The organism is Solwaraspora sp. WMMB762 (genome assembly GCF_049179115.1).
Classification (GTDB): Bacteria; Actinomycetota; Actinomycetes; order Mycobacteriales; family Micromonosporaceae; genus Micromonospora_E.
Genome location: NZ_JBMHMD010000001.1, coordinates 1634221 through 1660610, shown reverse-complemented (window position 1 = coordinate 1660610; position 26390 = coordinate 1634221). Strand labels below are relative to the sequence as shown.

Here is a 26390-nt window from a genome sequence, read left to right as displayed (position 1 = left end):
GGTATCGCTGGATCAGTCGTCGAGGAAGTCGTCGACGTGACGGATCAGCTCGGCCCAGGCGGATTCGGTCGCGGTGAACAGGTGGTTGGCGCTGTCGAGCAGCACCAGCCGGCTGTCGTCGATCAGCGCGGCGAGTTCCGTGGCGTCCGAGGCGGGGACCCGGGGGTCGTTGCGGGCGTGCAGGATCAGCGTGGGGCAGCGGACCTGCCCCGCCAGCGAGAACACGTCCATTGTGGTGATCATCTGGAAGAAGCGGACCAGGTTCTCCAGCGACGTGGTGCGTCGGGTGAAGGCGATGTACGCGTCCAGCTCGGCCGGGGCGGCGTTGGGCAGGAACTGGGCGGCGTAGGCGCGCAGGAAGCTCGGGTCGGCGGACTGCCAGGCGACGGTGGCCAGGTCCAGGTCGACGTCGGCGACCCGGCGGTCCAGGTCGGTGTGGGCGCGGGCCTGCCGGCCCCGGGCGTGGCTGCTGATCAGGACCATCCGGGTGATCCGTTCCGGGCGCAGCGCCGCGTAGGCGATCGCGGTGGCGGCGGCCTGGGCCGTCCCGATGATCGCGAAGGTGTCGTAGCCGGCGGCGTCGGCGACGGTGTCGAGGTCCTCGACCCACACCTGCGGTGAGGCCGACGGCGGGCACCAGTCGGACAGCCCGCAGCCCCGTTCGTCGTAGCGCAGCCCGCGTCGGCTGTCGCGCATCAGGTCCCGGTACCAGTGGATCCACATCGGATCGCGCCGGTCGAGACCGAGGTGGGTCAGCCAGTTGGCGGTGGAGATCAGCGGGGGACCGGCGCCGGTGACGGTGTAGGCGAGTCGGATGCCGTCCCTGGTCCGGCAGAACCGGACGGTGTCGTAGTCCTTGGGCTCGGCGACCGGGGTGACGTCGGCGACGAACTGGTAGCCGCGCCGGTGGACGGTGCGGATGATCTCCTGATGGCCGCCGGTCTCGCGGACCGAGTGACGGGCGGCGCGCAGGGCCGAGGCGAAGACGGACTCGGTGACGTGCTGCCCGGACCAGAGGGTGTCCAGCAGTTCCTGCCTGGTGACCAGCCGGTCCCGGTGAGCGGCGAGGTGGCACAGCAACTCGACGGCTCGTGGCTCCAGCAGGATCTGCTGGCCCCGGTGGCGTAGTTGCCGGTGTTCCAGGTCCAACTCGTACTGGCCGAACCAGAGTCGTGCGTGTGCCACCGCCGGAGCATAGCGGCATCGATGCGGCGGTCCTGATCATGATCGAGGGGTTTGGCCAGGTGGTAGCGCTCCCAGCCGGTAACGGTTTGAAAACTTCGCCCACGGTCTTGACACGGAGGGGGTGTTAGTAAGAACTTTTACCACTAACAGTTAACAGTCCTTCCCGAAAGGTCGACGCCGATGGCTGACAGCGAGGTGGAGATCCCCGCGGGGACCGCGGTGGTCGACGCCCCGGGGCCGGCCGACACGGTGCTCGCCCGGATCCGGCTCACCGAGTTCACCGGTGCGCTGCGCCGGGTCGCCGACCAGGTGCTCACCGACCCGGCCGCGGCCGCCCGCGCCACCATCGTCGAGCTGGCCGAACGCAGCGGTACGTCGCCGGCGACGGTCACCCGGTTCTGCCGGGCGCTCGGCTTCGACGGCTACGCCGACCTGCGGCTCGGCATCGCCGCCGAGACCGGCCGGGCCCGCGCCGCAGGCTGGACCGTCGACATCGGCCGGGAGATCCAGCCCGGTGATCCGCTCGACCGGGTGCTCGGCCAGATCATGGCCGCCGACACCCAGGCCATGCACGACACCGCCGCCCTGCTCGACCTCAGCCAGGTCGAGCAGGCCGCCGACGCGGTCGCCGCCGCCAGCCGGGTCAACATCTTCGGCGCCAGCGGCAGCGCCCTGGTCGGCGAGGAGATGCAGTTCAGCCTGCACCGTATCGGCGTACCGGCGTGGGCCTGGACCGACCTGCACAACGGCCTGGCCAGCGCGGCGCTGATGCGCGACGGCGATGTGGCCCTCGGTATCTCGCACACCGGCCAGACCAGGGAGACCATCGAGATGGTCGCCGAGGCCGGCAGCCACGGCGCGACCACCGTCGCGTTGACCAGTTTCCCCCGCTCCACTCTGGCCGACCTGGCTGACATCGTCCTGCTCACCGCCCCGCAGGCGACCACCTTCCGGCCGGACGCGCTCTCCGCCCGCCACCCCCAACTCGTCGTCCTCGACCTGCTCTACGTCGCCGTCGCGCAGCGCACCCACGACCGTGCGCACGCGGCGTTCCGCCGCACCGCCCGAGCCGTCGACGGTCACAAGGCCGTCGACCGGATCACGATCCGCCCCGCCGAAACCTCCAGCTGAGGAGCACACATCATGTCGATCTACCCCGATTCCGTGCGGATCCCGTCCGCCGTCGCCGGCGCCTCGGTGCGTCGGCGGACCCTGCTGCGCCGCGCGGCCGCCGCCGGGCTGCTGGCCGGTCCGGCGGCCGGCCTGCTCTCCGCCTGCGCCGGCAGCGACCCCGGCACGGGTACGGAGACCGGCACCAAGAGCGCCGACAACCCGTTCGGTGTCGCCGACGACAGCAGCGTCGACGTCGTCGTGTTCAACGGCGGCCTCGGCGACGAGTACCCCGAGTTCGACAAGACGCTGTTCGTGGCCAAGCACGACAGCGTCACCGTCAACCTCAGCTCCACCCAGAAGATCAAGACCGAGCAGCAGCCGAAGTTCTCCACCACCCCGGCCGACCTGATCAACAACTCAGGTGCCGACCTGATGGCGATCGACACCCTGATCAACGAGGGCGCGCTGACCGAGCTGACCCCGCTGCTGGACGCGCCGAGCTGGGACGACCCGGCCGTCAAGGTCCGCGACACGCTGCTGCCCGGCACCGTCGACGACGGTACGTTCGACGGCGAGTTCTTCCAGCTCAACTACGCGTACACGGTCTTCGGTCTCTGGTTCGACCAGGCGTTGTTCGACCGCAACGGGTGGGCGGTGCCGACCAGCTTCGACGAGTTCTTCACCCTCGCGCCGAAGATCAAGGCGGCCGGTGTCGCGCCGTTCGCCTTCGCCGGCAAGTACCCGTACTACATGCGCTGGCCGATCATGACCTGGATCTGGCTGGCCGGCGGCCGGCAGGCGGTCGTCGACATCGACAACCTGAAGGAAGGCGCCTGGCAGACCGACGCGGTCACCGCCGCGATGAGCGCCGTCGAGAAGATGGTCGCCGACGGCTACACCCTCACCGGCAGCGACACCCTGACCCACACCGAGTCGCAGCAGGCCTGGCTGGACGGCAAGGCGGCGTTCCTGCCCTGCGGCACCTGGCTGGAGAACGAGATGCGGGCCACCATCCCGGGCGGCTTCCAGATGAAGATCGCCCCGGTGTGGAGCGTCGGCGCCGACGACGCCGCCCCGTACGGCACAGTGCAGGCCGGCTCCGGCGAAGGCTGGATCGTGCCGAAGAAGGCCGCCAACGCCCCCGGCGGCATGGAGTTCCTGCGGGCCATGCTCTCCAAGGAGGGCGCCGGCAAGTTCGCCGAACTGACCAGCTCGCTCGCCTCGGTCAAGGGCTCCGGCGACAACGTCACCACCTCCACCGCGCTGACCTCGGCCAACGAGCTGATGACCAACGCCCCCGGCGACCTGGTCTCGTTCCGTCACCCCGACTGGTACGCCGACCTGGACAAGGTGGAGCAGAACGCGATCGGCGAGCTGATGGCCGGCCGGATGACCGCCAAGAAGTTCCAGGACACCCTGCAGCAGGCGGCCGACGAGATCGCTGCGGACGACGCGGTGAACAAGTTCACCCGGTCCTGAGTCGTCGCTCCGCTGACCCGACCGAGCAGAAAGTGACCTGACGATGCAGCACGGAAAGGCCCGGTTCGTGACGGGCTTCCTGGCACTGCCGGTGGCGCTGTACGTGTTCTACGTCGTCTGGCCGTACGCCCAGGCGGCCGGCTACTCGCTGACCAACTGGGGCGGCTATTCCGACACCCAGGAGTTCGTCGGGCTGGCCAACTACGTCCAGATGTTCGGCGACGAGCTGATCCGTACGGCGTTCTGGCACAACGTCTTCTTCCTGGTCACCCTGCCGTTGTTCACCATCGCGCTGGCCCTGTTCCTCGCCTTCCTGCTCAACGTGGGCGGGCGCGGGGACAGGGCCGGCGTACGCGGCGTACGCGGCTCCGGCGTCTACAAGGTGATCTTCTTCTTCCCGCAGGTGCTGTCCCTGGTGCTGGTCGCCATCATGTGGGGCGCCATCTACCGGGGCGACAGCCAGGGGCTGCTCAACGGCATCCTGATCAGGATCGGTCTGGTCGACGCGGAGCAGCCGCTGAAGTTCGTCTCCGACCCGACGCCGTTCCTCGGCGTGCCGGCGGTGCTGTGGTGGCTGCTGCTGATCGCCGTCTGGGGCGGGGTCGGCTTCTACATGGTGCTGTTCTCCGCCGCCATGCAGTCGATCCCGAAGGACATCTTCGAGGCGGCGATGCTCGACGGCGCCAGCCGGATCACCAGCTTCCTGCGGATCACCCTGCCGCTGCTGCGTGACAGTATCTCGGTCGCCTGGGTCTATCTCGGCTTCATCGCCCTGGACATGTACGCGCTGGTCTTCGTGATGACCCCCAACCAGGGCGGCCCCGACCACGCCAGCGAAGTCTTCGCCTCGGTCATCAACTTCACCGCCTTCAACAAGGGCCAGTTCGGCTACGCCTGCGCGATCGGGGTCGCGCTGGCCATCTTCACGCTGCTGCTCGCCGCGGTGCAGTTGCGGATCACCCGCCGTGAGCGGATCGAATTCTAGGGAGGGCCGCGCGATGAGCACTGTCACCAACCCACCGACCAGCGCGGCCAGCCCGCCGCCACCGCCGTCGAAGACCGCCGGTGGCCGGCGTACCACCCGGTCGCGGCCGCCCCGGCGGGCCGGCGCGGTCAGCGACTCCTTCTTCAACGGCTTCTCCCACCTGTTCCTGCTGATCTGGGGCGCGATGGTGGTGCTGCCGCTGCTGTGGGTGATTATGTCGTCGTTCAAGGACGACGCGCAGATCATCCGGGAGCCGCTGTCGCTGATCCCGGACCAGCTGCACTGGGAGAACTTCGCCCGGGCCTGGGTCGACGGCGGCATCGGCGACTTCTTCGTCAACACCATCCTCATCGTCGGCGGCGGGGTCTTCCTGACCATGCTGCTCGGCTCGATGGCCGCCTACGTGCTGGCCCGCTACGAGTTCCCCGGCAACCGGGTCATCTACTACATGTTCCTGTCCGGGCTGACCCTGCCGGTGTTCATGGCCGCGGTGCCGCTGTACAAGGGCGTCTACAACACCGGCGTGTTCATCCCATTGCTCGGCCCGAACAGCCACGTGATGCTGATCCTCGTCTACGTGGCCTGGTCGCTGGCGTTCACGGTCTTCTTCATGCACTCATTCTTCAAGACGCTGCCGACCACGGTCGCCGAGGCGGCGATGGTGGACGGCGCGTCGCACAGCACGCTGTTCTTCCGGGTGATGCTGCCGATGTCGAAACCCGGGCTGATCAGCATCGGCATCTTCAACGTGATCGGTCAGTGGAACCAGTGGTACCTGCCGTACCTGCTGATGCAGCCCAACGGCGGTGAGGCGAAGAACCAGGTGATCGCCCAGGGCCTGATCGACCTGTCGGTGAACCAGGGCTACAAGTCCGACTGGTCGGGCCTGTTCGCCGGGGTGACCATGGCGATGCTGCCGGTGCTGCTGGTCTACATCGTCTTCCAGCGGCAGGTGCAGTCCGGCCTCACCGGCAGCGTCTCCAAGTAGCCGGTGGTGGTCAGTACACGTAGGTGACGTCCACCATGTGCGCGCCCCCGGTGCGCGGCGGCGACAGCAGATGGGTGGTCGACGCGGGCACCTGGAAGTAGAACGTCCAGCTCTGCGACGCGGGCTGGCCGACGAACGCGGTGGTGACGCCGGACGCTCCGGTCAGCTTCGAGCAGCCGACCGGGATGCACAGGTACGCCTCGACCCCTGAATGGTTGCTCAGGCTGTACGACCAGTGCACGGTGGTGATCAGCGCGCCGGTCGGCGCGGTGCCGGAGACCGTGCTGCTGGTGTACCACCAGTTCGTCTGGTACAGGACCCCGCCGATCGGGTTGCGCATGTAGTTGCTCACCGCCGCCTCGGCGGCATTCGCCGGCAACATGACGGCGATGATTGCGCTGAACGCGACGAGCGTACGGCGTAGTGCTTTCATAATCGTCCTCCCGGTGATTGAGGCGGATCTCGAATCTAACCGGCTGATCGACCCCGAGAAATGTTGCACCGTCTTCTCGACATACGCATTTCTGCGTTCTTGACCTGACCCTGACCACTGCCCGTCGACACGGTTGCCCACCTGGTGTTCGCAGGTCTGATGCATGTGTGGCATCGCGATGCCACACATGCATCAGACCTGGAGAGCACATGCGTCAGGCCCGCAGGGCGATGTCGGGTCGGCGCCGGCCGCACCGCATGACCGGGAGACCGGACCGGTGTCGTACGCCGGGGCGACAATGAGCGGGTGCTGGTGGCGGTGGCGGCAGGTCCGGGCGGCGGCGGGGTGCGCCGGCTGCTGCACGCCGACGGGCGGCCCGCCGGCCCGGCCGAGGCCGTGCCCGACCTGGCGGCGGCCGTCGACCGGCCGTCACCATCGCAGGCACCGGCGGCTGGGCCGCCACCGTCGCAGCCACCGGCGGCGCGTCCGGTGCCCGAGCCGCGCTGGCTGTGGGCGACGACCGCGGCGATCTACCCGGCCCTGCTGCGGGCCGGCGTACGGATCGAGCGGTGCCACGACGTCGAGCTGACCGAGGCGCTGCTGCTCGGCTACGACGGACGCTGGGGCGAGCCCCGGTCGCTCGCCGCCGCGTACGCCCGGCTGACCGGCGCGCCGGTGCCACCCGACCCGCCCGCGCCCGGTGCCGCGCCACCCGGGCACGGCCAGGCCGCGCTGTTCGACGACGTGCCGGCCCCGGCGACGGTCGCCGACCCGATCGACGCGCTCACCCGGGTGTACGCCGACCAGCAGCGCCGCATCGCGGGCACCGCCCGGCCGGACCGGTTCCGACTGCTGGTCGCCGCCGAGTCGGCGGGCGCGCTGGTCGCCGCCGAGATGGGTGCCGCCGGGCTGCCGTTGCGCGCCGACCTGCACGACGCGCTGCTCACCGAGCTGCTCGGCGCGCCGTCGCCGGTCGGCGGGCCGCCGCGCCGGCTGGCCGAGCTCGCCGGTCGGATCGCCGCCGCGTTCGGCGTCCGGCAGCTGCACGCCGACTCACCGGCCGAGGTGCTGCGGGCCTTCGCCCGGGTCGGGATCAGCCTGCCGAACACCCGGGCCTGGGTGCTGCGTGGCGTGGACCACCCCGCCGTGCCGCTGCTCATCGAGTACAAGGAACTGCACCGGATCTGGACCGCGCACGGCTGGGCGTGGCGGCAGGCATGGGTCCGCGACGGCCGGTTCCGCCCCGAGTACGTGCCGGGTGGGGTGGTGTCCGGCCGGTGGGCCACCCGGGGCGGCGGGGCGTTGCAGATCCCCAAGGCGGTCCGCCGGGCGGTGGTCGCCGATCCCGGCTGGTGCTTCGTGGTGGCCGACGCCGCCCAGCTGGAGCCCCGGGTGCTCGCCGCGATGTCCGGTGACCGCCGGCTGGCCGCCGCCGGCGGCGCCGGTGACCTGTACGCCGCGCTGGCCCGCGACTCGTTCGGCGGTGACCGGGCCCGGGCGAAGGTGGCGCTGCTCGGCGCCATGTACGGGCAGACCGGCGGCGCCGCCGTGCCGGCCCTCGCCGTGCTGCGCCGCAGCTACCCGGTCGCGTTCGAGTACCTGGAGTCGGCGGCCCGGACCGGTGAGACCGGTGGCCTGGTGCGCTCCTGGCTCGGCCGGACCTGTCCACCGTCCGACGTCGGCACCCCGGCCCGGGGGCGGTTCACCCGCAACTTCGTCGCCCAGGCGACCGCCGCCGAGTGGGCGCTTGTCCTGCTGGCCACCGTCCGTCAGGCGATCGCCGGCACCGCCGCCGAGCTGGTCTTCTTCCAGCACGACGAGGTGGTGGTGCACTGTCCGGAGACGCAGGCGGCGGCGGTGGCCGCCGCCGTGCGGGAGTGCGCCGGCCGGGCCACCACGGTGCTGTTCGGCGACACCCCGGTCCGGGTGCCGCTCGAGGTGTCCACCGTCACCTGCTACGCGGACGCCACCTGATCGCCACCTGATCGTTGGGCCCGTTGTGCGTTCCATCGGATCGGGCAGCGTTTGGCGGGCGCTGTGACCGCCGGCCGGGCTGGACCGGCCGGGGCAGACGTTGCGGGGGTGGCTCAGCTGAGTCGGATCGCGGGGATGATCATCGCGGCTGGTGGGGGTCGGCGGATCGGCGGGCCGGAGGCCCTGCTGTACCGCGGCGATCAACTGCTGGTCGAACGGGCGTTGCGGATCGTGGGGGAGACCGGCTGTGATCCGGTCGTGGTGGTGCTCGGTGCCGCCGCCGACCAGGTACGCGACACCGCCGACCTGACCGGCGCCACCGTGGTGGTCAACCGGGCCTGGGGGACCGGGCTCGGCTCGTCGCTGCGGGTCGGTCTGGACGCGTTGAAGGACAGCGACGCCGAGGCGGTGGTGGTGTTTCCGGTCAACATGCCGGGGATCACCGCCGACGCGCTTCGCCGGGTGACCGCGCTGCCGTACCCGGAGGTGCTGGTCTGCGCCACCTACGCCGGCACGCGCAGCTACCCGATGGTGTTCGGCCGGCGGCACTGGGCGGCGATCGCGACCCTGGCCAATGCCGACGGGGGTGCCCGGCCGTACCTGCTCGCGCACACCGGCGAGGTGATCGACATCTCCTGCGACGGGGTCGCCGAAGGTGGACTGGTGGACACCCCGGAGTCGGTGGCGGCGTGGGGGCTGGCGGTGCCGGTGCAGCGCACCCCGGCGTGACCCGAGCCGACCGTACCCAGGGCCGCCCGGACCTGAGTCGACTCGCCCTGACCTGACTGGTGGGTCAGCTGTCGGTGAAGTGCCGGTGCACCGCCGGGATGGCCAGCCCGATGATGGCCAGTACCGACACGACGGTGAACACGCCACGGAGCACGACCACCTCGAACTTGCTGCCGGCCTTGATGGAGAACCGGTCCGACGGGCCGATCATCCGCCACATCCGCCGGCCGATCGGGATCGGCCACAGGATCGGTACGCCGGCCCGGGTGATCAGGTCGCCGAGGATGTGGACGAAGCAGCCGACCCCCATCGCCAGGCCGAGCATCGGGTAGCCCCGGTCACCGGGCAGATGCAGGTAGGTGAAGTAGGCGGCGCCGAGCGACAGCAGGGTGACGATCACCCAGCCGGCGCGTTTGGCCCACTCGTCGAACAGGCCCCGCAACGCCAGGCCGATCATGAAGAACAGGATGGCGATCACCGCCCACTTGCCGTACGCGGCGCACAGCGCGGTGGTGCCCCAGCCGACCAGCACGGTGAACGGGATGGTGTGGGTGAGGGTCCGGTGGCCGTTGTTGCGGTGCGGGTCCTTGCTGAGCTTCGTCGCGTGGTAGACGCCGAGGGAGATCTTCTCGATGACCTCGGCGACGAACAGCGACGCCACCCCGAAGGTCCGGGCGACGGTGGCGCCGCCCTGGTTGCGGGTGACCTTGCCGGACAGGTCCAGGTCCGGGAAAAGCGCGCCGCCGGCGCAGACGGCGGTGCCGACCGCGATCATCAGTGGCGACTGCTCGTAGCCGGCGAACTGGTCGAGCGCCCAGGAACCGGCTAGCCACACGGCGGCGCCGGAGAGCGCGTGGGACGGACCCATCATGGCAGAGCATCCTCCAAGGTCAACTTCTCGGCGGAGGCAACTCTGTCAGATGGTGGTGGCACCGTCCACACCGGTACGGCGGTCAGAGCACCCGGGTGACTCCTTCGCTGTCCACCCTGGGGTCGAGCCGGTCCGGGTCCAGGTTGACGCAGAGCACCACGCTCGCGCCGACGGCGAGCGGTGCGAGCAGCCAGAACAGCGGGTGCTCGTGCTGGCCGCCGTCGACCAGCACCCGGTCACCGGCGGTGACGTCCTGCTGCGCGGCGATCTCCAGCGCCAGTGAACCCCACTCGGCGTAACTGGTCCCGTCCACGCTGGCCAGATCACCTGGCCGGACCAGCCCGTACGCCGGTGGCTGACCGGAGTACCGGCACGCCTCGGCGAGAAAGTCGCGGTAGCCCTCCGGCGGCGGGGTGCCCGCCGCCGCCCGGGCACCGACGTCGAGCATGAACCGGTGCCGCGCCCCGGGCACGTCCTCCAACCAGTCGTCGATCCGACCACGGGCGGCGAACACCGCGTCCAACGGCTCGTCGCCACCCGGCTCGATCACCGGTAGGCCAGCGGTGGCGGCCAGCCGGATCGACACCGACACCCCGATCGACCAGGCACCCAGCAGAACGGCGGCGGTCTGCCAGTGCGGCGGCAGCAGGATCGCCGCCCGGTCGCCGGCGACCAGCCCGCAGCCGTCGCGCAGCACCGCCGCCGTCCGGGCCGCCCAGGCACCCAGCGCGGTGGCGGAGAGCTCGGTCCGCTCGCCGGTGGCGTCGTCGTAGCAGGTCAGCAGGGGCGTCGTCGGGTCGCCCGGGTAGATGCCCAGGCCGGGCGCGCTGGCGAGGGCGGACGCGTCCATGCGTACTCCAGGGTGTGAATGGTCGTCGCGGCCGACCCTACCGGGTCAGCGCGCCGGGAACCCGTAACCGCGCGGCCACGTCGCGCAGCCGGGGCCAGCTCACGGCGGTGGCGCCGGGTGGGGTGCCGGCGGTCACCCGGCGCAGCATCCGGTCGGTCTCGTCCACGTCGAGCCGTCGTCTCGGGTCGCGGCGCAGCAGCCCGGCGAGCACCGGCCGCAGCGGCCCGGCCCGGGTCGCCGGGTCCGGTGGCGCGGTGGCCAGCGCGGTCAGCGTCGCCATCGGGGTCGACCGGGCGTACGGGGAACGGCCCTGGACGGCGGCGTACAGCGTGGCGCCGAGTGACCACAGGTCGGCCGCCACGGTGGACACCCCGTCGCGGGCGCGCTCCGGGGCGATGTACTGCGGCGAGCCGATCACCATCCCGGTCCGGGTGATCGAGCCGTCGCCGTCCAGGGTGGCGAGTCCGAAATCGGTCAGTACCACCCGGCCCCGGTCGCCGATCAACACGTTGTGCGGCTTGACGTCGCGGTGCAGGACCCCGTGGCCGTGCGCGGCCCGCAGCGCGGCCAGCACCCGCCGGCCGATCGCCGCAACCCGCACCGGCGGCAGCGGGCCGTCCTCGGCGACGACCTGGTGCAGCGAGCGGGACCGGACGTACTCCATCACGATCAGCGGGCAGCCGGCGACGTGCCGTACGTCGTAGATGCGGACCACGTTGGGGTGGTTGAGCCGGGCGGCGCTGCGCGCCTCCCGCAGCGTACGGCGGCGCAGCGCCTCGCGTTCGGCGTCGTTCATCCAGTCCGGGGGCAGCACCTCCTTGACCGCGACGTCGCGGTGCAGGACCTCGTCGCGGGCCAGCCAGACCCGTCCCATCCCGCCGCTGCCGACCGGACGTACGAGCCGGTAGCGGTCCGCGATCAGCTGCGGTCGCACCATCACCGTCTCCCATCGTCAGCCCACGACTGCATACAGTAGTCGTGGGCTGACGATGCCGGATCAGCTGGAGAAGCGGCCATCATCCACCGTTTCGCTGCACCGGGTGACCTAACAGCCGAGTATCCTGCCGACGAGCAACCGCGCTGCCGATGAGCAGCTGAAGCCGCCTACGAGACGGCGCCGCCGACCGCCGCGAGCAGGTTGCCGTCCGGCACGACGAGTTTGCCCGCCCCGCCGGCCAACTGTGCGGCGGCCCGCCGGGTGTTGAAGCCCGGCGCCTCGCGCACGGCGGCGGCGTACGTGGCGGCGGTCTGCGCCGCGATCGTCGCCCAGCCGTACCGCCGGGTCACCAGCTGCCGGGCCGACCGGGCCACCCGTCGGGCGAACAACTCGTCGGAGAGCAGCGTGTGCACCGCCTGGGCCAGCCCGTGCGGATCCTGCGGCCGGAACGTCGTGCCGGTCACGCCGGGCTCGACGATCTCGGCGAGCCCGCCGGTGGCCGACACGGCCAGCGGCGCGCCGGCCGCCGCCGCCTCCAACGCCACCATGCCGAACGGCTCGTAGAGGCTCGGCACCACGGTCGCGTCGGTCGCGCCCAGCACCGCCGGCAGCTGCGACTCGGTCATGAACCCGGCGAAATCGATCAGATCGGCGACGCCGAGCCGCGCGGCCTGCGCCTGCAGCTCACCCCGGTACGGCCCGTCGCCGGCGACGATCACCCGCAGCCCGGGATGGCGTTGCCGCAGCCACGGCAGCGCGGCGATCAGGTGCTGGACGCCCTTTTCGTAGACCAGCCGGCCGGCGAAGCCGATCAGCGGCCCGTCGGCGGCGTACCGCTCGCGGGCCGCCGCCACCGCCCGCGTCGACGAGCGCCACACCCGGTCGTTCACCCCGTTGGCGATCACGTCCACCCGCGACGCCGGCAGCTCCAGCAGGTGGCTGACCTCCCAACGCATGTAGCCGGAGCAGGCGATCACCCGGCACGACTCGTGGCCGAGCCAGTGCTCGATGGAGTGGATGGACTTGTTCATCTCGTCGGGGAGCCAGCCTTGGTGGCGGCCGGCTTCGGTGGCGTGGATGGTGGCGACGAGGGGGATGTCGAGGTGTTCCTTGAGGGTGATGGCGGTGTGGGCGACGAGCCAGTCGTGGGCGTGGATGACGTCGTATTCGGCGGTCTGGGTGGCGCGCAGGGCGGCGCGGGTGAGGGTGTGGTTGAAGGCCATGGTCCAGGCGAGGAGGCTGGGGGTGGCGAGGGGGAACAGGGGTGGGTCTTCGGCGGCGCGGATGATGCGGACGCCGTCGGCGTATTCCTCGAGGGGGGCGCCGGGGGCGTGGCGGGTGACGACGGTGACCTCGTGGCCGGCGTTGGCGAGGGCGACGGAGAGGGCGTGTACGTGTCGGCCCAGTCCGCCCACCACGACGGGTGGGTACTCCCAGGACAGCATCAGAATCCGCTGCGACCGTGGTGCGCGGATGTCGATCACGTCGGCGGCAGGTGACATCGACAGACCCCCCTCAATTCAAATCGGCACCGGACATGCGCGATCAGACACCTATTGCGGGTGCTGACGCGTCTTTGGGTTGCCGACGATACTGCCGGCAACGGGATAACCAGGGAAGACATTCGCGTTGCGCTGATGTAACAGCAACTGATCAGACTTGTCGGACCCGGAGTAGTTCGGCCACCGACCACGCCTGGAACGGGCAGCCGGTGGCGCCGTGCGGCGGATCCCCGTCAGCCGTTTCGCTGACCGAGCCGAGTCCGTACTCGCTCAGGTGGGCGGTCAGCCCGAGGAACACGTCGGAGACGTCCAGACCGGCCCGCCGGGCCGCCGACACGTACGGGCCGATCAGCCACGGCCAGACCGTGCCCTGGTGGTAGGCGCCGTCGCGGCGGGCCGGGCCGCCCCGGTGCTGCCCGAGGTAGCCGGCCGAGTCCGGGGCCAGGCTGCGCAGACCCAGCGGGGTCAGCAGCGCCGCGCCGATCGCCCGCAGCGGTGCCGGGTCCGGCTCCAACGGGGCGTACGGCAGCGACCAGGCGAGCAGCTGGTTCGGCCGCAGCGCGTCGTCGTCGGCGTGCGGATCCCCGCCCAACGGGTACTGCGCCGGAGTGTCCAGCACGTCGTAGAGCCACCCCGACGGGGCCGGGTAGCGGGCCCGGAACGACTCCTGCGCCTTCGGGTACACGCTCGTCGCCGCCCCCGGGTCACCGTCCACCAGCTGCGCCAGCTCGCTCACCGCCGCCAGCCCGTTGACCCACAGGGCGTTCACCTCGACCGGCTTGCCTTCCCGGGAGGTGATCGGCACCCCGTACACCCGGGCGTCCATCCAGGTCAGTGCCTCACCGCCGGCACCGCCGGTGAGCAGCCCGTCGGCCTCGTCCACCCGGATGCCGTACCGGGTGCCGCGCAGATGCGCCGCGACCACCTCGCGCAGCGCCGGCAGCAGCTCGGCCGCCAGGTCGATGTCGCTGGTCGCGGTGACATGCCGGTCCACCGCGTGCAGGAACCACAGGGTGCCGTCGACGGTGTTGTACTCCACGTGCCCGGTGTCAGCGGTGTTCGCCAGCATCCCCTCGGACAGCGTCGCCGCGTAGCCGCGCAGCAGCTCCCGGCCCTCGTCGGCCCGCCCGGTCGCCAGGAACAGCCCCTCGTACGACGTCATCGTGTCCCGTGACCACGCACCGAACCACGGGTAGCCGGCCACCACGTCCGGCCCGGAGCCGGTGCGCACCACGAACGCGTCGGCGGCCAGGGCCAGCGTGGCGTCGACGGCGTCGGCCGGTTTCGCGGCCGCCACCACGGCCCGGTTGCGGGTCCGGGCGGCGGCGACGATCGTGGCCGCCGGGGCCGGCACCTGTTCCAGCTGTTCCGCCCACGCGGTCACCTCGGCCACCGCGCCGGGGCCGTCGAGGGTGGCGGTGAAGCTGCCCGCGTACCACAGGTCCTCCTCGGCCCGCAGCCCACGCGCCGCCTCCTCGCGGTGGTACACGCCGTCCCACCAGTTGCCCGCCGGCACCCAGTCCGGTCCGTGTACCCGGAACGCGCCCTCGATCACCGTCCCGCCGTCGACGTTGTCCATCCTCGGCGGGGGAGCCTGCCCGTCCCGTTCGCCGTGCGCGTCCCGCCAGGTGGTCACCGCGGCCAGGGTGAGGGTGACCGGTCCGCCGCTGACCAGCCGGTGGGTGACCGCCACGCACGGCGAGCCGTGCGTCATCGCGATCTCCCGTTCGATCACCACGTCGCCGATCCGCCACCGCCAGCGCGGCACCCCGTCGGTCAGGTCGAACCGCTCCAGCAGGGTGTGACCGGGCGGGTCGACCACGCCGGATGCCCATTCGTGCACGCCGAGGCGGACCTGCGCGCCGGACGGCAGGGTGACCGCCGGGTCCAGGCTGACCAGCCCGACCCGCCGGGTTGCCGGGGTGGCCCCGGCGACCACCAGCAGGCCGTGGTAACGCCGCGTACGCAGGCCACTGACCGTGCCCATCGCGTAGCCGCCCCGGCCGTCGGTGACCAGCCACTCCCGGCTGGCTCCGGCGGCCAGGTCGCCGCAGACCTGCGGTCCGAAGCTGATGTCGAGCAATGTTCCTCCATGGCTGGTCGACCGGCGAGAGCGGGCTGCGGGCCGGTGGCGGGCGGTGGTACGGCGGGGCGGTGGTACGGCGGGCGGTGCTGGGCGGTGGCGGAGCGGTTCCGGGCCGGCGAAACGGCGCTGGTGTGCCGGCAAGGTGACGGTCCGACAAGTGCCGGAAACACGTCCCAGGAAGAATGACCGTCATGGTCAACTCCAGGCGGACGTATCGTGATCCGGAGCGCACCCGGTTGGCGGAAGCCGACGCGGGTGAGCAGCCGTGGCGGGCATGGGGGCCCTACGTGTCAGAGCGGGCATGGGGAACGGTACGGGAGGACTACAGCGAGCACGGTACGGCGTGGGACTACTTCCCGCATGATCATGCCCGATCCCGGGCGTACCGCTGGAACGAGGATGGCATGGCCGGCGTCTGTGACGACCGGCAGACGTTCTGCTTCGGCCTGGCGCTGTGGAACGGCGAGGACCCGATCCTCAAGGAGCGCATGTTCGGCCTGGGCGGCGACGGCGGCAACCACGGCGAGGACGCGAAGGACTACTGGTGGTACGAGGATTCCACGCCCACCCACTCCTGGATGCGTTGGCGCTACCACTATCCGCAGGCCGCCTTTCCGTACGACGATCTCGTCGCGGTCAACGGTATGCGCGGCCGCGACGAGACCGAGTATGAACTGGTCGACACCGGCATCTTCGACGACGACCGGTACTGGGCGGTAACCGTCGACTACGCCAAAGCGGGGCCGACCGACATGTGCATCGAGATCACCGTCGCCAACCGGGGCGACACCGATGCCCGACTGCACGTCCTCCCCAGCCTGTGGTTCCGCAACACCTGGGGATGGGGGCTGCCCGGCCGCGACCAGATCCCGGTGCTCACCGGCGACGGCGACCGCCTGATCGGCCACCACTGGGTGCTCGGGCAGCTGGTGCTGCAGGGCGACGGCGACCCCACCCCGCTGCTGTGCGACAACGACAGCAACGCCGAACGGCTCTGGGGGCTGCCGTCGCGTACCCCGTACCCGAAGGACGGCATCAACGACCACGTCGTCGACGGCGCCGACACGGTCAACCCGGAGCTGACCGGCACCAAGGGCGCACTGCACTACGTCCTCGACGTGCCGGCCGGCGGCGAGGACCGGATCCGGCTGCGGCTGACGTTGACCGCCCCGCCGCCGGGCAACACCCCGCCGCCCCGGCTCAGCCTCGGCGCCGGGCACGCCGCGACGCTGGCCGCCCGGCACGCCGAGGCGGACCGCTACTACGACACCGTCATCCCGGCCGCCGCCACCGACGACGAACGTCTCGTCGCCCGTCGGGCGTTCGCCGGCGTGCTCTGGGGCAAGCAGTTCTACCACTTCGACGTCGCCCAGTGGCTGGCCGGTGACCCGGCCAGCCCGCCGCCGCCGAACGGGCGTGCCCACGGCCGCAACGCCGCGTGGCGGCACATGAACAGCTTCGACGTCATCTCCATGCCGGACCCCTGGGAGTATCCCTGGTACGCCGCCTGGGACCTGGCGTTCCACTGCTCGACGCTGGCCCGGGTCGACCCGCAGTTCGCCAAGGACCAGCTGCTGTTGCTGCTGCGCGAGTGGTACATGCACCCCAACGGGCAGATCCCGGCGTACGAGTGGGCGTTCGCCGACGTCAACCCGCCGGTGCACGCCTGGGCGGCGCTGCGGGTGTTCGACATCGACGGCCGGCGCGACTTCGAGTTCCTCGCCCGGATCATGCACAAGCTGCTGCTCAACTTCACCTGGTGGGTCAACCGCAAGGACATCAACGGCAACAACGTCTTCGAGGGCGGCTTCCTCGGGCTGGACAACGTCGGGCCGTTCGACCGGTCCGCCGCGCTGCCGGTGGCCGGGGTGCTGGAGCAGTCCGACGGCACCGGCTGGATGGCGACGTACGCGCTGAACATGCTGGACATGGCGTTGACCCTGGCCGTGCACGACCACACCTACACCGACATCGCCACCAAGTTCCTGGAACACTTCGCCTACATCGCCGCCGCCGCCTACGACCAGGGGCTGTGGGATGAAGAGGACTCGTTCTTCTACGACCAGCTGCGGCTGCCCGACGGCGACACCCTGCCGCTGAAGGTGCGGTCGGTGGTCGGCCTGCTGCCGCTGGCCGCCACCACCACGCTGCACTCCGGCACCCTGGCCCGGCTGCCCGAGCTGGCGGCCCGGCTGCGCTGGTTCCTGACCAACAAACCGGAGTACGCCGACGTGATCGGCGCCCGCCGGCTGGCCGGCGACGGCCGGCAGCACCGGCTGCTGTCCATGGTCGGCCCGGAGCAGATCGTGCGGATTCTCGCCCCGATGCTCGACGAGGACGAGTTTCTCTCCCCGTACGGGCTGCGTACCCTGTCCCGGCGGCACCTCGACGAACCGTTCACCGTCTCGCTCGGCGGGCAGGACTTCACCGTCGGCTACGAGCCGGCCGAGTCGGCCAGCGGGCTGTTCGGCGGCAACTCCAACTGGCGGGGGCCGATCTGGATGCCGACCAACTACCTGCTGGTCTGCGCGCTGCGGGACTTCGCCACCTTCTTCGGCGACGACCTGCTGATCGAGTACCCGACCCGGTCCGGCTCCAAGCGCACGCTCAACGCGATCGCCGACGACCTGTCGCACCGGCTGATCTCGCTGTTCCTGCGCGACGGGTACGGCCGGCGGCCGATCTACGGTGCCGCCGAGACGTTCCAGCAGCACCCCGACTGGCGGGACCTGATCGCCTTCCCGGAGTACTTCCACGGCGACAACGGCGCCGGTCTGGGCGCCTGGCACCAGACCGGCTGGACGGCGCTGGTCGCCGACCTGATCCTGACCGTGCGGGCCGATCGGGGGGGTCAGCCGGGCTGAACCCGCCGGCGGGCGTACTCCGGTGCGTGCTCGGGACGCGGTCCGATGCCGATCAGGTAGGCGGGCAGCAGCGACGCCGGTGGGAACCGGCGCATCAGGGTCAGCAGCGGGGCCGGTGGGCCGACCCGCCGACCGTCCAAAATCGGCTGGACGATGGTGCGGTGCAGGCTCTGCTGCAGGGTCTGCACCACGACGGTCGGCAGGGCCCGGCGGGCCCGTACCGTGGCCAGCTCCGCCGGGGTGATCCGACCCCGGCGCAGCGGCTCGGCCAGCCGGGTCGCCGCCGCGACGGCGTCGGCGACGGCGAGGTTGATGCCGACCCCGCCCACCGGGCTCATCGCGTGCGCGGCGTCGCCGATGCAGAGCAGCCCGTCGCGGTGCCAGCGGCGCAGCCGGTTCACCCGTACGTCCAGATGTTTGACGTCGTCCATGCTGGTCAGCGCGTCGAGCCGGTCGGCGAGCCGGGGCGCGACGGTGGCCACCTGACGCTGGAACGCCGCCAGCCCGCGGCTACGCAGCTCGGCGTCGGTCCCCTTGCGGGCGATGTAGGCGACCTGAAGGTGGCCCTCCCGGGGGAACACCACGACCATCGCGCCGTGGCCGGCGGCCGGTACCAGGCCCGACAGGTCGTCGGTGTCCCGTCGGGGCAGCCGGAACCACCAGACGTCGATCGGCACCGGGAACTCGCGGGGCCGCAGCCCGGCCGCCCGCCGTACCGCCGACCAGCGTCCGTCGCAGGCCACGGTCAACGCCGAGCGGATCTCGCCGGTCACACCGTCCGCGGTCCGGTAGCGCACCCCGGCGACCCGGTCACCGTCGTGCAGCAGGCCGGTCACCTCGGTCCCCATCCGCAGGGTGAAGGTCGGTTCGGTCGACGCCGCCCCGGCCAGCAGGTTGAGCAGGTCCCACTGCGGCACCATCGCGATGTACGGGTGCGGGGTGTGCAACCGGTGTAAATCCCCGACGACGATCTGCCGGCCCTCGCCGGTCGGAAAGGCGACCTGGTGGATCCGGGTCTGCGGCAGGGCGGCGAACTGGTCGCCGAGGCCGAGCTCGTCGAGCAGCCGCAACGTCGACGGGTGGACGGTGTCGCCGCGGAAGTCCCGTAGGAAGTCGTCGTGCTTCTCACAGACGACGACCCGCACCCCGGCTCGGGCCAGCAGCAGGCCGAGCATCATGCCGGCCGGTCCACCACCGGCGACCACACAGTCGGCAGTGTCAGTGTCCATCGCGCCCACCTCCATCGATTTCATCATGTGTTGAATAAATCGACGATAGCGTGACCACGGCGATCCGTCCGACCCATCGGACGGGGTGTGGGCAACGACACCGATCGACTGAACGCGGGCGGGTCAGCCGACGAGCAGCGGCAGCAGAGTGAGTGAGTTGACCGCACCGTGCACGGCGACGATCGCCCACCCGTTGCGGTACCGCGACCAGAGGTAGCCGAGGAACAGGCCGAGTCCGCCGTTGAACATCAGGACCACCGCGACCGTGTCAGCCAGCGGACCGGTGCCGACCCGGTGGGTGTGCATCGCCGCGTACAGCAGTGCGGTCGCGGTGATCGCCGGCCAGCGGCCGAGCAGCGCCTCCAACCGCGTCTGCAGCAGCAGCCGGTAGAAGACCTCCTCCAGCACACTCGCGGTCAGGAAGGTCAGCAGCATCGCCGTGAGCAGGACCATCGGATCGTACGCCCGGTAGCCGGACAGGTCGGACGGTCCGGTCAGCGGGCTGTGGTACGCCAACCAGGCCCAGCCGACGACTGCCGGCACCGGGCCCAGCCAGTACCAGAGCCCCGGGAGCGACTGTCGATGCTCCCGACCGCCGGGCGGTGGCGCCGGCCAGTTCCGCAGCACCCACCAGGCACCGCCGAGCAGCAGCGCGACCTTCACCGGGCCGTACCAGACGCTTCCCGGCCCGAGGAGCAGCACCAGCACCGCGAACACCACCGCGACCGCGCACAGGCCGACCACCTGCCGGGTGAGCGCCGCCCGGCCGTCGGCAACCGTGGGCTGCAACGCCGGCAGCCGCGGCGGCACCAGCCTGGCCAGCAGCATCCCGGCGACCAACGGCACCACGACCGCAGGGATCGTCACCGGGGACGCCTCGACGTCCGCCGAGGTCGTCACCTCGGTACGCCCAGTGGCGAGCAGCCACAGCGGTGCGCCGCCGATCATCGCCAGCCCGAACCCGGTCAACAGCCGGTCCGGAGCGGCGGCGCGTGACGGCATGGCGCCGAGGGTAGCCAGCGGTCGCATCCCGGTGTACGTGCTCACTGCGTCGAGGCCGGCACCGCTCAGCATTTCGCTGCCCCGGCCGACCGCGCGGGTAGGGTGGCGGGCATGGCTGTCACCTCAGAGATGGTGCCGTTGGGCACCCCCGCGCCCGACTTCGCGCTGGCGGACGTCTCCGGTCACGTGGTCCGCCGCGACGACTTCGCCGACGCCCCGGCGCTGCTCGTCGCCTTTGTCTGCAACCACTGCCCGTACGTGAAACACGTCGAGGTCGCACTGGCCAAGGTGCTCACCGAGTTCCCGACCCTGGCCGTCGTCGGCATCTGCACCAACGACGCCGAGGCGTACCCCGACGACGCCCCCGCGCAGCTCGCCGCGCAGGCCCAGCGGGCCGGCTGGACGTTCCCGTACCTCGTCGACTCCACCCAGCAGGTCGGGCGAGCCTACCAGGCGGTGTGCACTCCGGACTTCTTCCTGTACGGCGCCGACCGCACCCTGGCCTACCGGGGCGCGTTCGACGACTCCACCCCGGGCAACGGCAAGCCGGTCACCGGGGCGGCGCTGCGGGCCGCGATCGAACTGGTGCTGGCCGGGCAGCCGGTGCCCGAGCCGCACCAGCCGAGCATGGGCTGTTCGATCAAGTGGCGGTCCTGACCGGACCGTCGGTGCGGGCTGGATCCGGCCGCTGGTAAACCCCGGTCGGCGGCCGCGCGTCAGTCCGGTATGACCCATCTGCGCGTACCGATGATCGTCAGCCTCGCCGTACTGCTGGCCGCCGCCGGCTGTACCACGGCCGAACCGACGGGAGCCGGCGCCGGCCAGCCACCGGACGGAACCGGTGCCGGGACCCTGACACCGCCCGGACCGGCAGCGGGCCAGCGGGAGTCGCCCGTGGTGGGCCTCAGCCGCAGCGGCCCGGACGGACCGCCCGGCCCCGGCCCGGGCGAGTACCAGGTGCGGTACGGCTGGGCGGTGCCGTCGCAGACCGTCGTCATCCGCAACGACGTCCGTCCGCCGGTCGCACCTCGGCCGGCTCCGCCGCTGCCGTACCTGGTGGAGATCGAGGCCACCGACCACGCTGACACCGACCCGGCGTACAGCCGGATCTCGTTCGTGTTCCGGTCCGGATTCCCGTCCTACGAGGTCGGTTACCAACCGCGGATCGTCTTCGAAGGCACGGGGGAGCCGGTCGACCTGGCGGGCGACTGTTTCCTGCAGATCCGGTTCGTCTCCGCGCAGGCACACGACGCGTACGGCCGGATGTCAGTCCAGCGATCGCCCGGCCCGCAGCTGCGGCTGGGCAGCCTGCGTGGCTACGGGTTCGCCGGCGACTACGAGGGCCGGGTCACCTACGGTCTCGGTCTCGACCCGGCCGGCGGGCCGGACCAGCCGCCGCCGGTACGGGTCGCCGAGGTCGGCGTCGGCGACCGGTTCATCGTCGCCGTCGATGTCGGGTACTGACCGCCGACCGCTGCGGTTGAGAGCCGGCGCGGGCACCGCTGCGGTTAGGGTCGTCGCACGGGACCGTGACCCGGTCCGGCAGGATGTGGCCCGGCGGGTACGGGTACCGCCCGGAGCGGACCGGCCGGGCGGACGGGACGGACAGGAGAGACGGTGTCTGACGCGGTGGTGGTCGGAGCCGGCATCATCGGGCTCAGCTGTGCCGTCCGGCTGCAGCAACAGGGACTACGGGTGACCGTGGTCACCGCCCACCCCGTCGAGCAGACCGTGTCGGCGGTGGCCGCCGCGGTCTGGTACCCGACCCGGACCGACGGCACGTCCCGGGCGCTCGACTGGGCCCGTCGCACCTTCGACGAACTGGCCGACCAGGCTCGGCAGCCGGTCCCGGGGGTGGTGATGCGACCGACCCGGATGCTGCTGCGTGCCCCGGTCGACGATCCACCGTGGTGGGCGGCGGCCGTTCCCGACCTGCGCTACTGCCCGGTCGCCCCGGTGGTGCCGGCCGCCGGCTCCGGTCCGGCCGGTGGGGTGGTGGCTGAGTGGCGGTGCACGGTGCCCACTGTGGAGATGCGGCCGTACCTGGACTGGCTCACCCGACAGTTCGTCGCCGCCGGCGGCGTGCTGCGCCAGCGTGACCTGTCCGATCTGGCCGAGGCGGGCCAGCTGGCGCCGGTGGTGGTGAACGCCACCGGCCTGGCCGCCGGCCGGTTGGCCGCCGACCCTGCGGTGCATCCGATCCGTGGCCAGGTGGTGCTGGTGGCCAATCCCGGCATCGCCACCTCGGTACGCGACGAGCACCACCCCGACGGTGCCACGTACGTGCACCCCCGGCGGCGCGACGTCGTGCTCGGCGGCACGTTCGAGCCGGGAGTCGACGGCGAACTGCCCGACCCGGCGACGAGCCGGGCGATCCGGGCCCGCTGCGCCGCCCTCGTTCCCGAGCTGGCCGGCGCGGCCGTCCTCGCCCAACGGGTCGGGCTGCGGCCCGGGCGGCACGGCGGTGCCCGGGTGGAGGCCGATCCCGCGCCGCCGGCCGGGGTCACCCGGCTGATCCACTGCTACGGCCACGGCGGCGCCGGCGTGACGCTGAGCTGGGGCTGTGCCGACGAAGTGGCGTCGCTGGTCAGCGAAGCGGCGTGACAGTGCCGCGTTGGCCTCAGGCGTCGGGCCGGCCTCAGGCGTCGGGCTGGTCGAGCGCGGCGATCGTCACCTGGTACGACGGGTCGTCGGCGTACTCCTCGCGGTAGCAGATCCGTTGGATCTGCCGGTCGGTGACGAACAGTGCCACGTCGACGAGGACGCCGAGGTGGGCGACGGCACCGGCCGGTTCATGGCGCTTGTCCTGCAGTACGTCGCCGATGCCGCCGAGGAAGTTCGTCGCATGGCCGAACTGGTGCTCGCTGGGGCGGCGGCGTACCACGACCTCCAGCGCAACCGGCTCGGTCAGCGGCGTCCAGCCGCTGCGCTGCGCCGCGTCGCACGCTGCGGTCAGCAGGGTACGGACCCGCGCTGCCTGCCGATTGCCGGCGGTGAAGATGGACAGTGTCTGATTCTTCAGTGGTGGCAGGCCCGGGACCTCGAACGCCAACGCGAGCGCCTGACGGTCACGCATCAGGACCTCCTCGAGGATCGACGGCGGGGCCCGCCGGGCTGCCGGCGGGCGCACCGGCGGGAAGAGCGGGTCGGCGGCGGCGGCGACCGAGTCGTAACGAAAACTACCTACCCTGTTCACGCGTCGCCCAGGGTCCGTTCGTTCACAATCCCGGATCCAGCGTTGTGAGCGGACCGGCGGCGCGAGCGCCGCACTCCCGACGGCGGACGGATCGGCGGGCACCGTCGGGGCCGGTGCCGGCACCGGTGTTTGCCGACGCAACGAACGGGTAGCGCGGTACCGGGGCAGACCCGAGCCGAACCGAAGGAGCTATCGATGGACGACCCGATCAACCTGTCGGTGATCTACTACAGCGCCACCGGGACCACCTACCAGATGGCGCAGGCCGCCGTGGAGGCCGCGGAGAAGGCCGGCGCGCAGGTGCGGCTGCGCAAGGTTCGCGAACTCGCCCCGGAGGAGGCGATCCGGTCCAACTCCGGCTGGCACGCGCACCGGTTGGAGACCGAGGACGTGATGGAGGCCGAGATCGACGACCTGGCCTGGTCGGACGCGGTCATCTTCGGCACCCCGACCCGGTACGGGGTGATGGCCGCGCAGCTGAAGCAGTTCATCGACGGCAGTGGGCCGCTGTGGGCCAAGGGGGTCCTGGTCAACAAGGTGTTCTCCGGGTTCTGCTCCACCGCAACGGCGCACGGCGGACAGGAGGCGACGCTGCTGTCGCTGTACAACGTCGTCTACCACTGGGGCGGCATCGTGGTCACCCCCGGCTACGTGGAGCCGAGCCAGTTCGTCGGCGGCAACCCGTACGGCGCCTCCCACACCAGCAACAACGGCGAGATCCCGCCGGACGAGGTGGCGCTGACCGCGACCGCCCTGACCGCCCGGCGGGTGGTCGACATCGCTGCGGCGGTCAAACGCGGTCTGGCCGCCGGTTGACCGCGACCAGATCGACCAGCAGCTCCCGCAGCACGTCCAGGCCGTCCGGGCTGAGCACCGATTCGGGATGGAACTGCACCCCGGCGAACCGTGGGCCGACCAGCGCGTGCACCGCGTCGTCGGTCTCGTCCCGGCACAGCCGGACCTGCCCGTACCGGGTGGGCAGGCTGGCGGTTCCGCAGCTGGCGGTGAAACTTGAGTAGAAGCCGACCCGGCGCGGGACGCCGAAGAAGTCGATCTCCCGCTGCAGTCCCTGGCTGGGCAGCGGCCGGCGGGTCACCGCCAGGCCGAGCCGGTCGGCCAGCACCTGGTGGCCCAGACAGATACCGAGCAGCGGCTGCCCACGGTGCAGCGCGGCGTCCACGATCCGGTGCATCGCCGCCATCCGGGGCTGCGCCGGGTCGGTCGGGTCACCCGGGCCGGGACCGGCCACCAGGACGTCCGCCGTGGCCGGGTCGACCGTCGCGGTCCGGTCCCAGCGGACCTGCCGGACCACCGCGCCGAGCGCCCGCAGCAGGTGGGCGAGCATGCCGGTGAAGCTGTCCTCGGCGTCGACCACCAGCACGTCCAGACCGGTCAACCGGGACTCGGCCACCGCCCCGGGAACCCGCTGCTCCAGCCAGAAGCGGGCCAGCCGGTCGTTGCGGGCGGCCAACGCGCGTACCACCGTGGGGTGTTCGGGATGGGCGAGCGCGGCGGTGACGCCGGTGCCGGGCGACCCGGCCGGCAGTCCGATTCCGCAGCTGGCGGCACCGTCGGCCGCCGACCGGTCCGCCGGCACCGCCGGTCCGGGTGCGGCTCCGGAGACAGGTCCGGAGACAGGTCCGGAGACAGGTCCGGAGACAGGCCCGGAGGCGAGCCCGAGCGACGCGAGGACCGCCGACGCCTTCGCGTGCGTCTCGGCCACCTCACCGGACGGTGTGGAATGACGCACCAGGGTCGCGCCGACCGGCACCCGGATCTCCCCGGTCAGATCGATCTCGGCGGCCCGGATCAGGATCGGGGCGTCCAGCGTCTGCGCGCCGTCGCTGTCGTGGCCGAGCAGCGCGAGCACCCCGGCGTAGTAGCGGCGTCCGCCGGGGCTGTACCGGGCGATCACCCGGCAGGCGCTCTCGATTGGGCTGCCGGTGACGGTCGGCGCGAACATCGTCTGCCGGAGCACCTCCCGGACGTCGTGGCAGTTGCGTCCGGCGAGCAGGTACTCGGTGTGGCTCAGCCGGGACATCCGCTTCAGGTAGGGGCCGATCACCTGGCCGCCGTGCTCGGCAACCGTCGCCATCATTTTGAGCTCCTCGTCGAGCACCATGTAGAGCTCCTCGATCTCCTTGGGATCGTCGAGGAACGACAGCACGGTGGCGAGCTCCGGCTCGCCCTGCGGATGCCGCAGAGTGCCGCTGATCGGGTTCATCATGGCCAGTCCGTCGCTGACGCTGACGTGCCGTTCCGGCGTCGCGCCGACCAGCACCCGCTCGCCGGTGTAGACCAGGAACGTCCAGTAGGCCCCGCGTTCGTCGCGCAGCAGCCGGCGAAGCGCGCTCAGCCCGGCGACCAGCGCCGCCGAGCGGCCCACCCGGTCGGCGGCGGACCCGCCAGGTGCCACCAGCCGGGCCCGGTAGGTGCGGTGCAGCACGAAGTTGGCACCGGCTCCGTTGCCGATCTCGTCCCGCAGCACCCGGGCCACCAGGTCGGCGTACTCGTCGTCGGCGATGTCGAAGCCGCCGCCGTCGGTCGCCACCGGCGTGCCGGGCAGGTCCCGGATCGCCGTCGCGACCGGCACCTGCCGGTAGGTCGACACCCGGATGCACTCCAGTGGCAGCCCGTCGTCGACGTGGGCGAATCCGCGTTCGGCGATCTGCCGGTACGGGACCACTGCCAGCGTCGCCGGCTGGTTCGCCGGTCCAGGCTGATCCGCCGGTCCAGGCTGATCCGCCGGTCCAGGCTGATCCGCCGGTCCAGGCTGATCCGCCGGTCCAGGCGGCAGCGGGATGTCCGCCAGCCGGTCGGCGCGGTGCGGTGTGCCGCGAAGCAGTTCGACGACGTCGGCGCCGTCGCGACGCAGCAGCGCGAACGGACCTGGGTCGACGCCGTCGTGCACGGCGCGCAGCAGGCTGGAAAGGTGGTCGGTCATCGGGTCCCTCCGGGCTTCGGGCG

The 26390-nt window shown here is 71.7% G+C and carries 21 protein-coding genes and 1 pseudogene; 11 read left to right on the top strand and 11 right to left on the bottom strand.

Annotated elements, in window-relative coordinates; translation table 11 throughout:
• Positions 1-12: 12 nt before the first annotated feature.
• Positions 13-1185: an alpha/beta fold hydrolase gene (locus tag ACN27J_RS07310; protein WP_421364714.1), complete on the bottom strand. Its 1173-nt coding sequence runs from the start codon at positions 1183-1185 to the stop codon at positions 13-15.
• Positions 1186-1365: 180 nt separating this feature from the next.
• Between ACN27J_RS07310 and ACN27J_RS07305 the strand changes: the two genes are divergently transcribed.
• The 4 genes from ACN27J_RS07305 to ACN27J_RS07290 are packed head-to-tail and all read left to right on the top strand — an operon-like array spanning position 1366 to position 5750.
• Positions 1366-2316 carry a MurR/RpiR family transcriptional regulator gene (locus ACN27J_RS07305; RefSeq protein WP_421364713.1) on the top strand — a complete coding sequence of 317 codons (951 nt, stop codon included), beginning with the start codon at positions 1366-1368 and terminating at the stop codon, positions 2314-2316.
• A gap of 12 nt (positions 2317-2328) precedes the next feature.
• A complete protein-coding gene (ngcE, locus tag ACN27J_RS07300; RefSeq protein ID WP_421364712.1) occupies positions 2329-3777 on the top strand; it encodes an N-acetylglucosamine/diacetylchitobiose ABC transporter substrate-binding protein in 1449 nt (482 codons plus the stop codon).
• 43 nt (positions 3778-3820) lie between these two features.
• Complete coding sequence (locus tag ACN27J_RS07295) at positions 3821-4762, top strand: carbohydrate ABC transporter permease (RefSeq protein WP_421364711.1); 942 nt, start codon at positions 3821-3823, stop codon at positions 4760-4762.
• Positions 4763-4775: 13 nt separating this feature from the next.
• On the top strand, positions 4776-5750 hold the full coding sequence (locus ACN27J_RS07290; RefSeq protein ID WP_421364710.1) for a carbohydrate ABC transporter permease: 975 nt from the start codon (positions 4776-4778) through the stop codon (positions 5748-5750).
• A 10-nt stretch (positions 5751-5760) separates the two neighbouring features.
• Here the strand turns inward: ACN27J_RS07290 and ACN27J_RS07285 are convergent, their stop codons facing one another.
• Complete coding sequence (locus ACN27J_RS07285; RefSeq protein WP_421364709.1) at positions 5761-6183, bottom strand: flagellar protein FlhE; 423 nt, start codon at positions 6181-6183, stop codon at positions 5761-5763.
• A 306-nt stretch (positions 6184-6489) separates the two neighbouring features.
• Here ACN27J_RS07285 and ACN27J_RS07280 point away from each other — a divergent pair, with 306 nt between their 5' ends.
• Positions 6490-8157, top strand: coding sequence for a bifunctional 3'-5' exonuclease/DNA polymerase (locus ACN27J_RS07280; RefSeq protein WP_421364708.1), 1668 nt, complete (start codon positions 6490-6492; stop codon positions 8155-8157).
• Positions 8158-8292: 135 nt separating this feature from the next.
• Complete coding sequence (locus tag ACN27J_RS07275) at positions 8293-8886, top strand: nucleotidyltransferase family protein (RefSeq protein ID WP_289213592.1); 594 nt, start codon at positions 8293-8295, stop codon at positions 8884-8886.
• A 64-nt stretch (positions 8887-8950) separates the two neighbouring features.
• Here ACN27J_RS07275 and ACN27J_RS07270 read toward each other — a convergent pair whose 3' ends face one another.
• The 5 genes and pseudogenes from ACN27J_RS07270 to ACN27J_RS07250 form a co-directional block, all read right to left on the bottom strand.
• A complete protein-coding gene (locus ACN27J_RS07270; protein WP_421364707.1) occupies positions 8951-9757 on the bottom strand; it encodes a metal-dependent hydrolase in 807 nt (268 codons plus the stop codon).
• Between the two features lie 82 nt (positions 9758-9839).
• Positions 9840-10607 (bottom strand): TIGR03089 family protein, encoded by a 768-nt coding sequence (locus ACN27J_RS07265; protein WP_421364706.1) that lies wholly within the window; start codon positions 10605-10607, stop codon positions 9840-9842.
• Positions 10608-10743: 136 nt separating this feature from the next.
• Positions 10744-11544: pseudogene (locus tag ACN27J_RS07260) on the bottom strand (serine/threonine-protein kinase); the annotation flags it as partial.
• A gap of 167 nt (positions 11545-11711) precedes the next feature.
• Positions 11712-13046: a glycosyltransferase family 4 protein gene (locus ACN27J_RS07255; protein WP_421364705.1), complete on the bottom strand. Its 1335-nt coding sequence runs from the start codon at positions 13044-13046 to the stop codon at positions 11712-11714.
• A 151-nt stretch (positions 13047-13197) separates the two neighbouring features.
• Entirely contained in the window at positions 13198-15129 is a 1932-nt protein-coding gene (locus ACN27J_RS07250; RefSeq protein ID WP_421364704.1) for an amylo-alpha-1,6-glucosidase, read from the bottom strand.
• A gap of 194 nt (positions 15130-15323) precedes the next feature.
• Here ACN27J_RS07250 and ACN27J_RS07245 point away from each other — a divergent pair, with 194 nt between their 5' ends.
• Entirely contained in the window at positions 15324-17996 is a 2673-nt protein-coding gene (locus tag ACN27J_RS07245; RefSeq protein ID WP_421364703.1) for an MGH1-like glycoside hydrolase domain-containing protein, read from the top strand.
• Here the strand turns inward: ACN27J_RS07245 and ACN27J_RS07240 are convergent.
• On the bottom strand, positions 17984-19225 hold the full coding sequence (locus ACN27J_RS07240; protein ID WP_421364702.1) for an FAD-dependent oxidoreductase: 1242 nt from the start codon (positions 19223-19225) through the stop codon (positions 17984-17986). The genes ACN27J_RS07245 and ACN27J_RS07240 overlap by 13 nt on opposite strands.
• A gap of 123 nt (positions 19226-19348) precedes the next feature.
• Positions 19349-20227, bottom strand: a complete 879-nt coding sequence (locus tag ACN27J_RS07235) for a CPBP family intramembrane glutamic endopeptidase (protein ID WP_421364701.1) — start codon at positions 20225-20227, stop codon at positions 19349-19351.
• Between the two features lie 111 nt (positions 20228-20338).
• On the opposite strand from ACN27J_RS07235, the gene ACN27J_RS07230 reads away from it, so the two are divergent.
• From ACN27J_RS07230 to ACN27J_RS07220, 3 genes are all read left to right on the top strand, one after another.
• Positions 20339-20884 carry a thioredoxin family protein gene (locus ACN27J_RS07230; RefSeq protein WP_421364700.1) on the top strand — a complete coding sequence of 182 codons (546 nt, stop codon included), beginning with the start codon at positions 20339-20341 and terminating at the stop codon, positions 20882-20884.
• Positions 20885-20953: 69 nt separating this feature from the next.
• Positions 20954-21691: an AMIN-like domain-containing (lipo)protein gene (locus ACN27J_RS07225; protein WP_421364699.1), complete on the top strand. Its 738-nt coding sequence runs from the start codon at positions 20954-20956 to the stop codon at positions 21689-21691.
• Positions 21692-21844: 153 nt separating this feature from the next.
• On the top strand, positions 21845-22831 hold the full coding sequence (locus ACN27J_RS07220; RefSeq protein ID WP_421364698.1) for an FAD-dependent oxidoreductase: 987 nt from the start codon (positions 21845-21847) through the stop codon (positions 22829-22831).
• A 34-nt stretch (positions 22832-22865) separates the two neighbouring features.
• On the opposite strand, the gene ACN27J_RS07215 is transcribed toward ACN27J_RS07220, so the two are convergent.
• Complete coding sequence (locus ACN27J_RS07215; protein WP_421372140.1) at positions 22866-23303, bottom strand: hypothetical protein; 438 nt, start codon at positions 23301-23303, stop codon at positions 22866-22868.
• Positions 23304-23618: 315 nt separating this feature from the next.
• Between ACN27J_RS07215 and wrbA the strand changes: the two genes are divergently transcribed.
• Positions 23619-24239: an NAD(P)H:quinone oxidoreductase gene (gene wrbA / locus ACN27J_RS07210; RefSeq protein ID WP_421364697.1), complete on the top strand. Its 621-nt coding sequence runs from the start codon at positions 23619-23621 to the stop codon at positions 24237-24239.
• Here the strand turns inward: wrbA and ACN27J_RS07205 are convergent.
• A complete protein-coding gene (locus ACN27J_RS07205; protein WP_421364696.1) occupies positions 24214-26367 on the bottom strand; it encodes an anthranilate synthase family protein in 2154 nt (717 codons plus the stop codon). The two genes, wrbA and ACN27J_RS07205, sit on opposite strands and share 26 nt — an antisense overlap.
• Between the last annotated feature and the right edge of the window lie 23 nt (positions 26368-26390).

Coding starts and splice junctions, on each gene's coding strand:
- ACN27J_RS07305 (WP_421364713.1), top strand. CDS start 1,366: ATGGCTGACAGCGAGGTGGAGATCCCCGCGGGGACCGCGGTGGTCGAC.
- wrbA (WP_421364697.1), top strand. CDS start 23,619: ATGGACGACCCGATCAACCTGTCGGTGATCTACTACAGCGCCACCGGG.
- ACN27J_RS07215 (WP_421372140.1), bottom strand. CDS start 23,303: ATGCGTGACCGTCAGGCGCTCGCGTTGGCGTTCGAGGTCCCGGGCCTG.
- ngcE (WP_421364712.1), top strand. CDS start 2,329: ATGTCGATCTACCCCGATTCCGTGCGGATCCCGTCCGCCGTCGCCGGC.
- ACN27J_RS07235 (WP_421364701.1), bottom strand. CDS start 20,227: ATGCCGTCACGCGCCGCCGCTCCGGACCGGCTGTTGACCGGGTTCGGG.
- ACN27J_RS07225 (WP_421364699.1), top strand. CDS start 20,954: ATGACCCATCTGCGCGTACCGATGATCGTCAGCCTCGCCGTACTGCTG.
- ACN27J_RS07265 (WP_421364706.1), bottom strand. CDS start 10,607: ATGGACGCGTCCGCCCTCGCCAGCGCGCCCGGCCTGGGCATCTACCCG.
- ACN27J_RS07230 (WP_421364700.1), top strand. CDS start 20,339: ATGGCTGTCACCTCAGAGATGGTGCCGTTGGGCACCCCCGCGCCCGAC.
- ACN27J_RS07255 (WP_421364705.1), bottom strand. CDS start 13,046: ATGTCACCTGCCGCCGACGTGATCGACATCCGCGCACCACGGTCGCAG.
- ACN27J_RS07285 (WP_421364709.1), bottom strand. CDS start 6,183: ATGAAAGCACTACGCCGTACGCTCGTCGCGTTCAGCGCAATCATCGCC.
- ACN27J_RS07205 (WP_421364696.1), bottom strand. CDS start 26,367: ATGACCGACCACCTTTCCAGCCTGCTGCGCGCCGTGCACGACGGCGTC.
- ACN27J_RS07295 (WP_421364711.1), top strand. CDS start 3,821: ATGCAGCACGGAAAGGCCCGGTTCGTGACGGGCTTCCTGGCACTGCCG.
- ACN27J_RS07245 (WP_421364703.1), top strand. CDS start 15,324: ATGGTCAACTCCAGGCGGACGTATCGTGATCCGGAGCGCACCCGGTTG.
- ACN27J_RS07275 (WP_289213592.1), top strand. CDS start 8,293: ATGATCATCGCGGCTGGTGGGGGTCGGCGGATCGGCGGGCCGGAGGCC.
- ACN27J_RS07240 (WP_421364702.1), bottom strand. CDS start 19,225: ATGGACACTGACACTGCCGACTGTGTGGTCGCCGGTGGTGGACCGGCC.
- ACN27J_RS07290 (WP_421364710.1), top strand. CDS start 4,776: ATGAGCACTGTCACCAACCCACCGACCAGCGCGGCCAGCCCGCCGCCA.
- ACN27J_RS07270 (WP_421364707.1), bottom strand. CDS start 9,757: ATGATGGGTCCGTCCCACGCGCTCTCCGGCGCCGCCGTGTGGCTAGCC.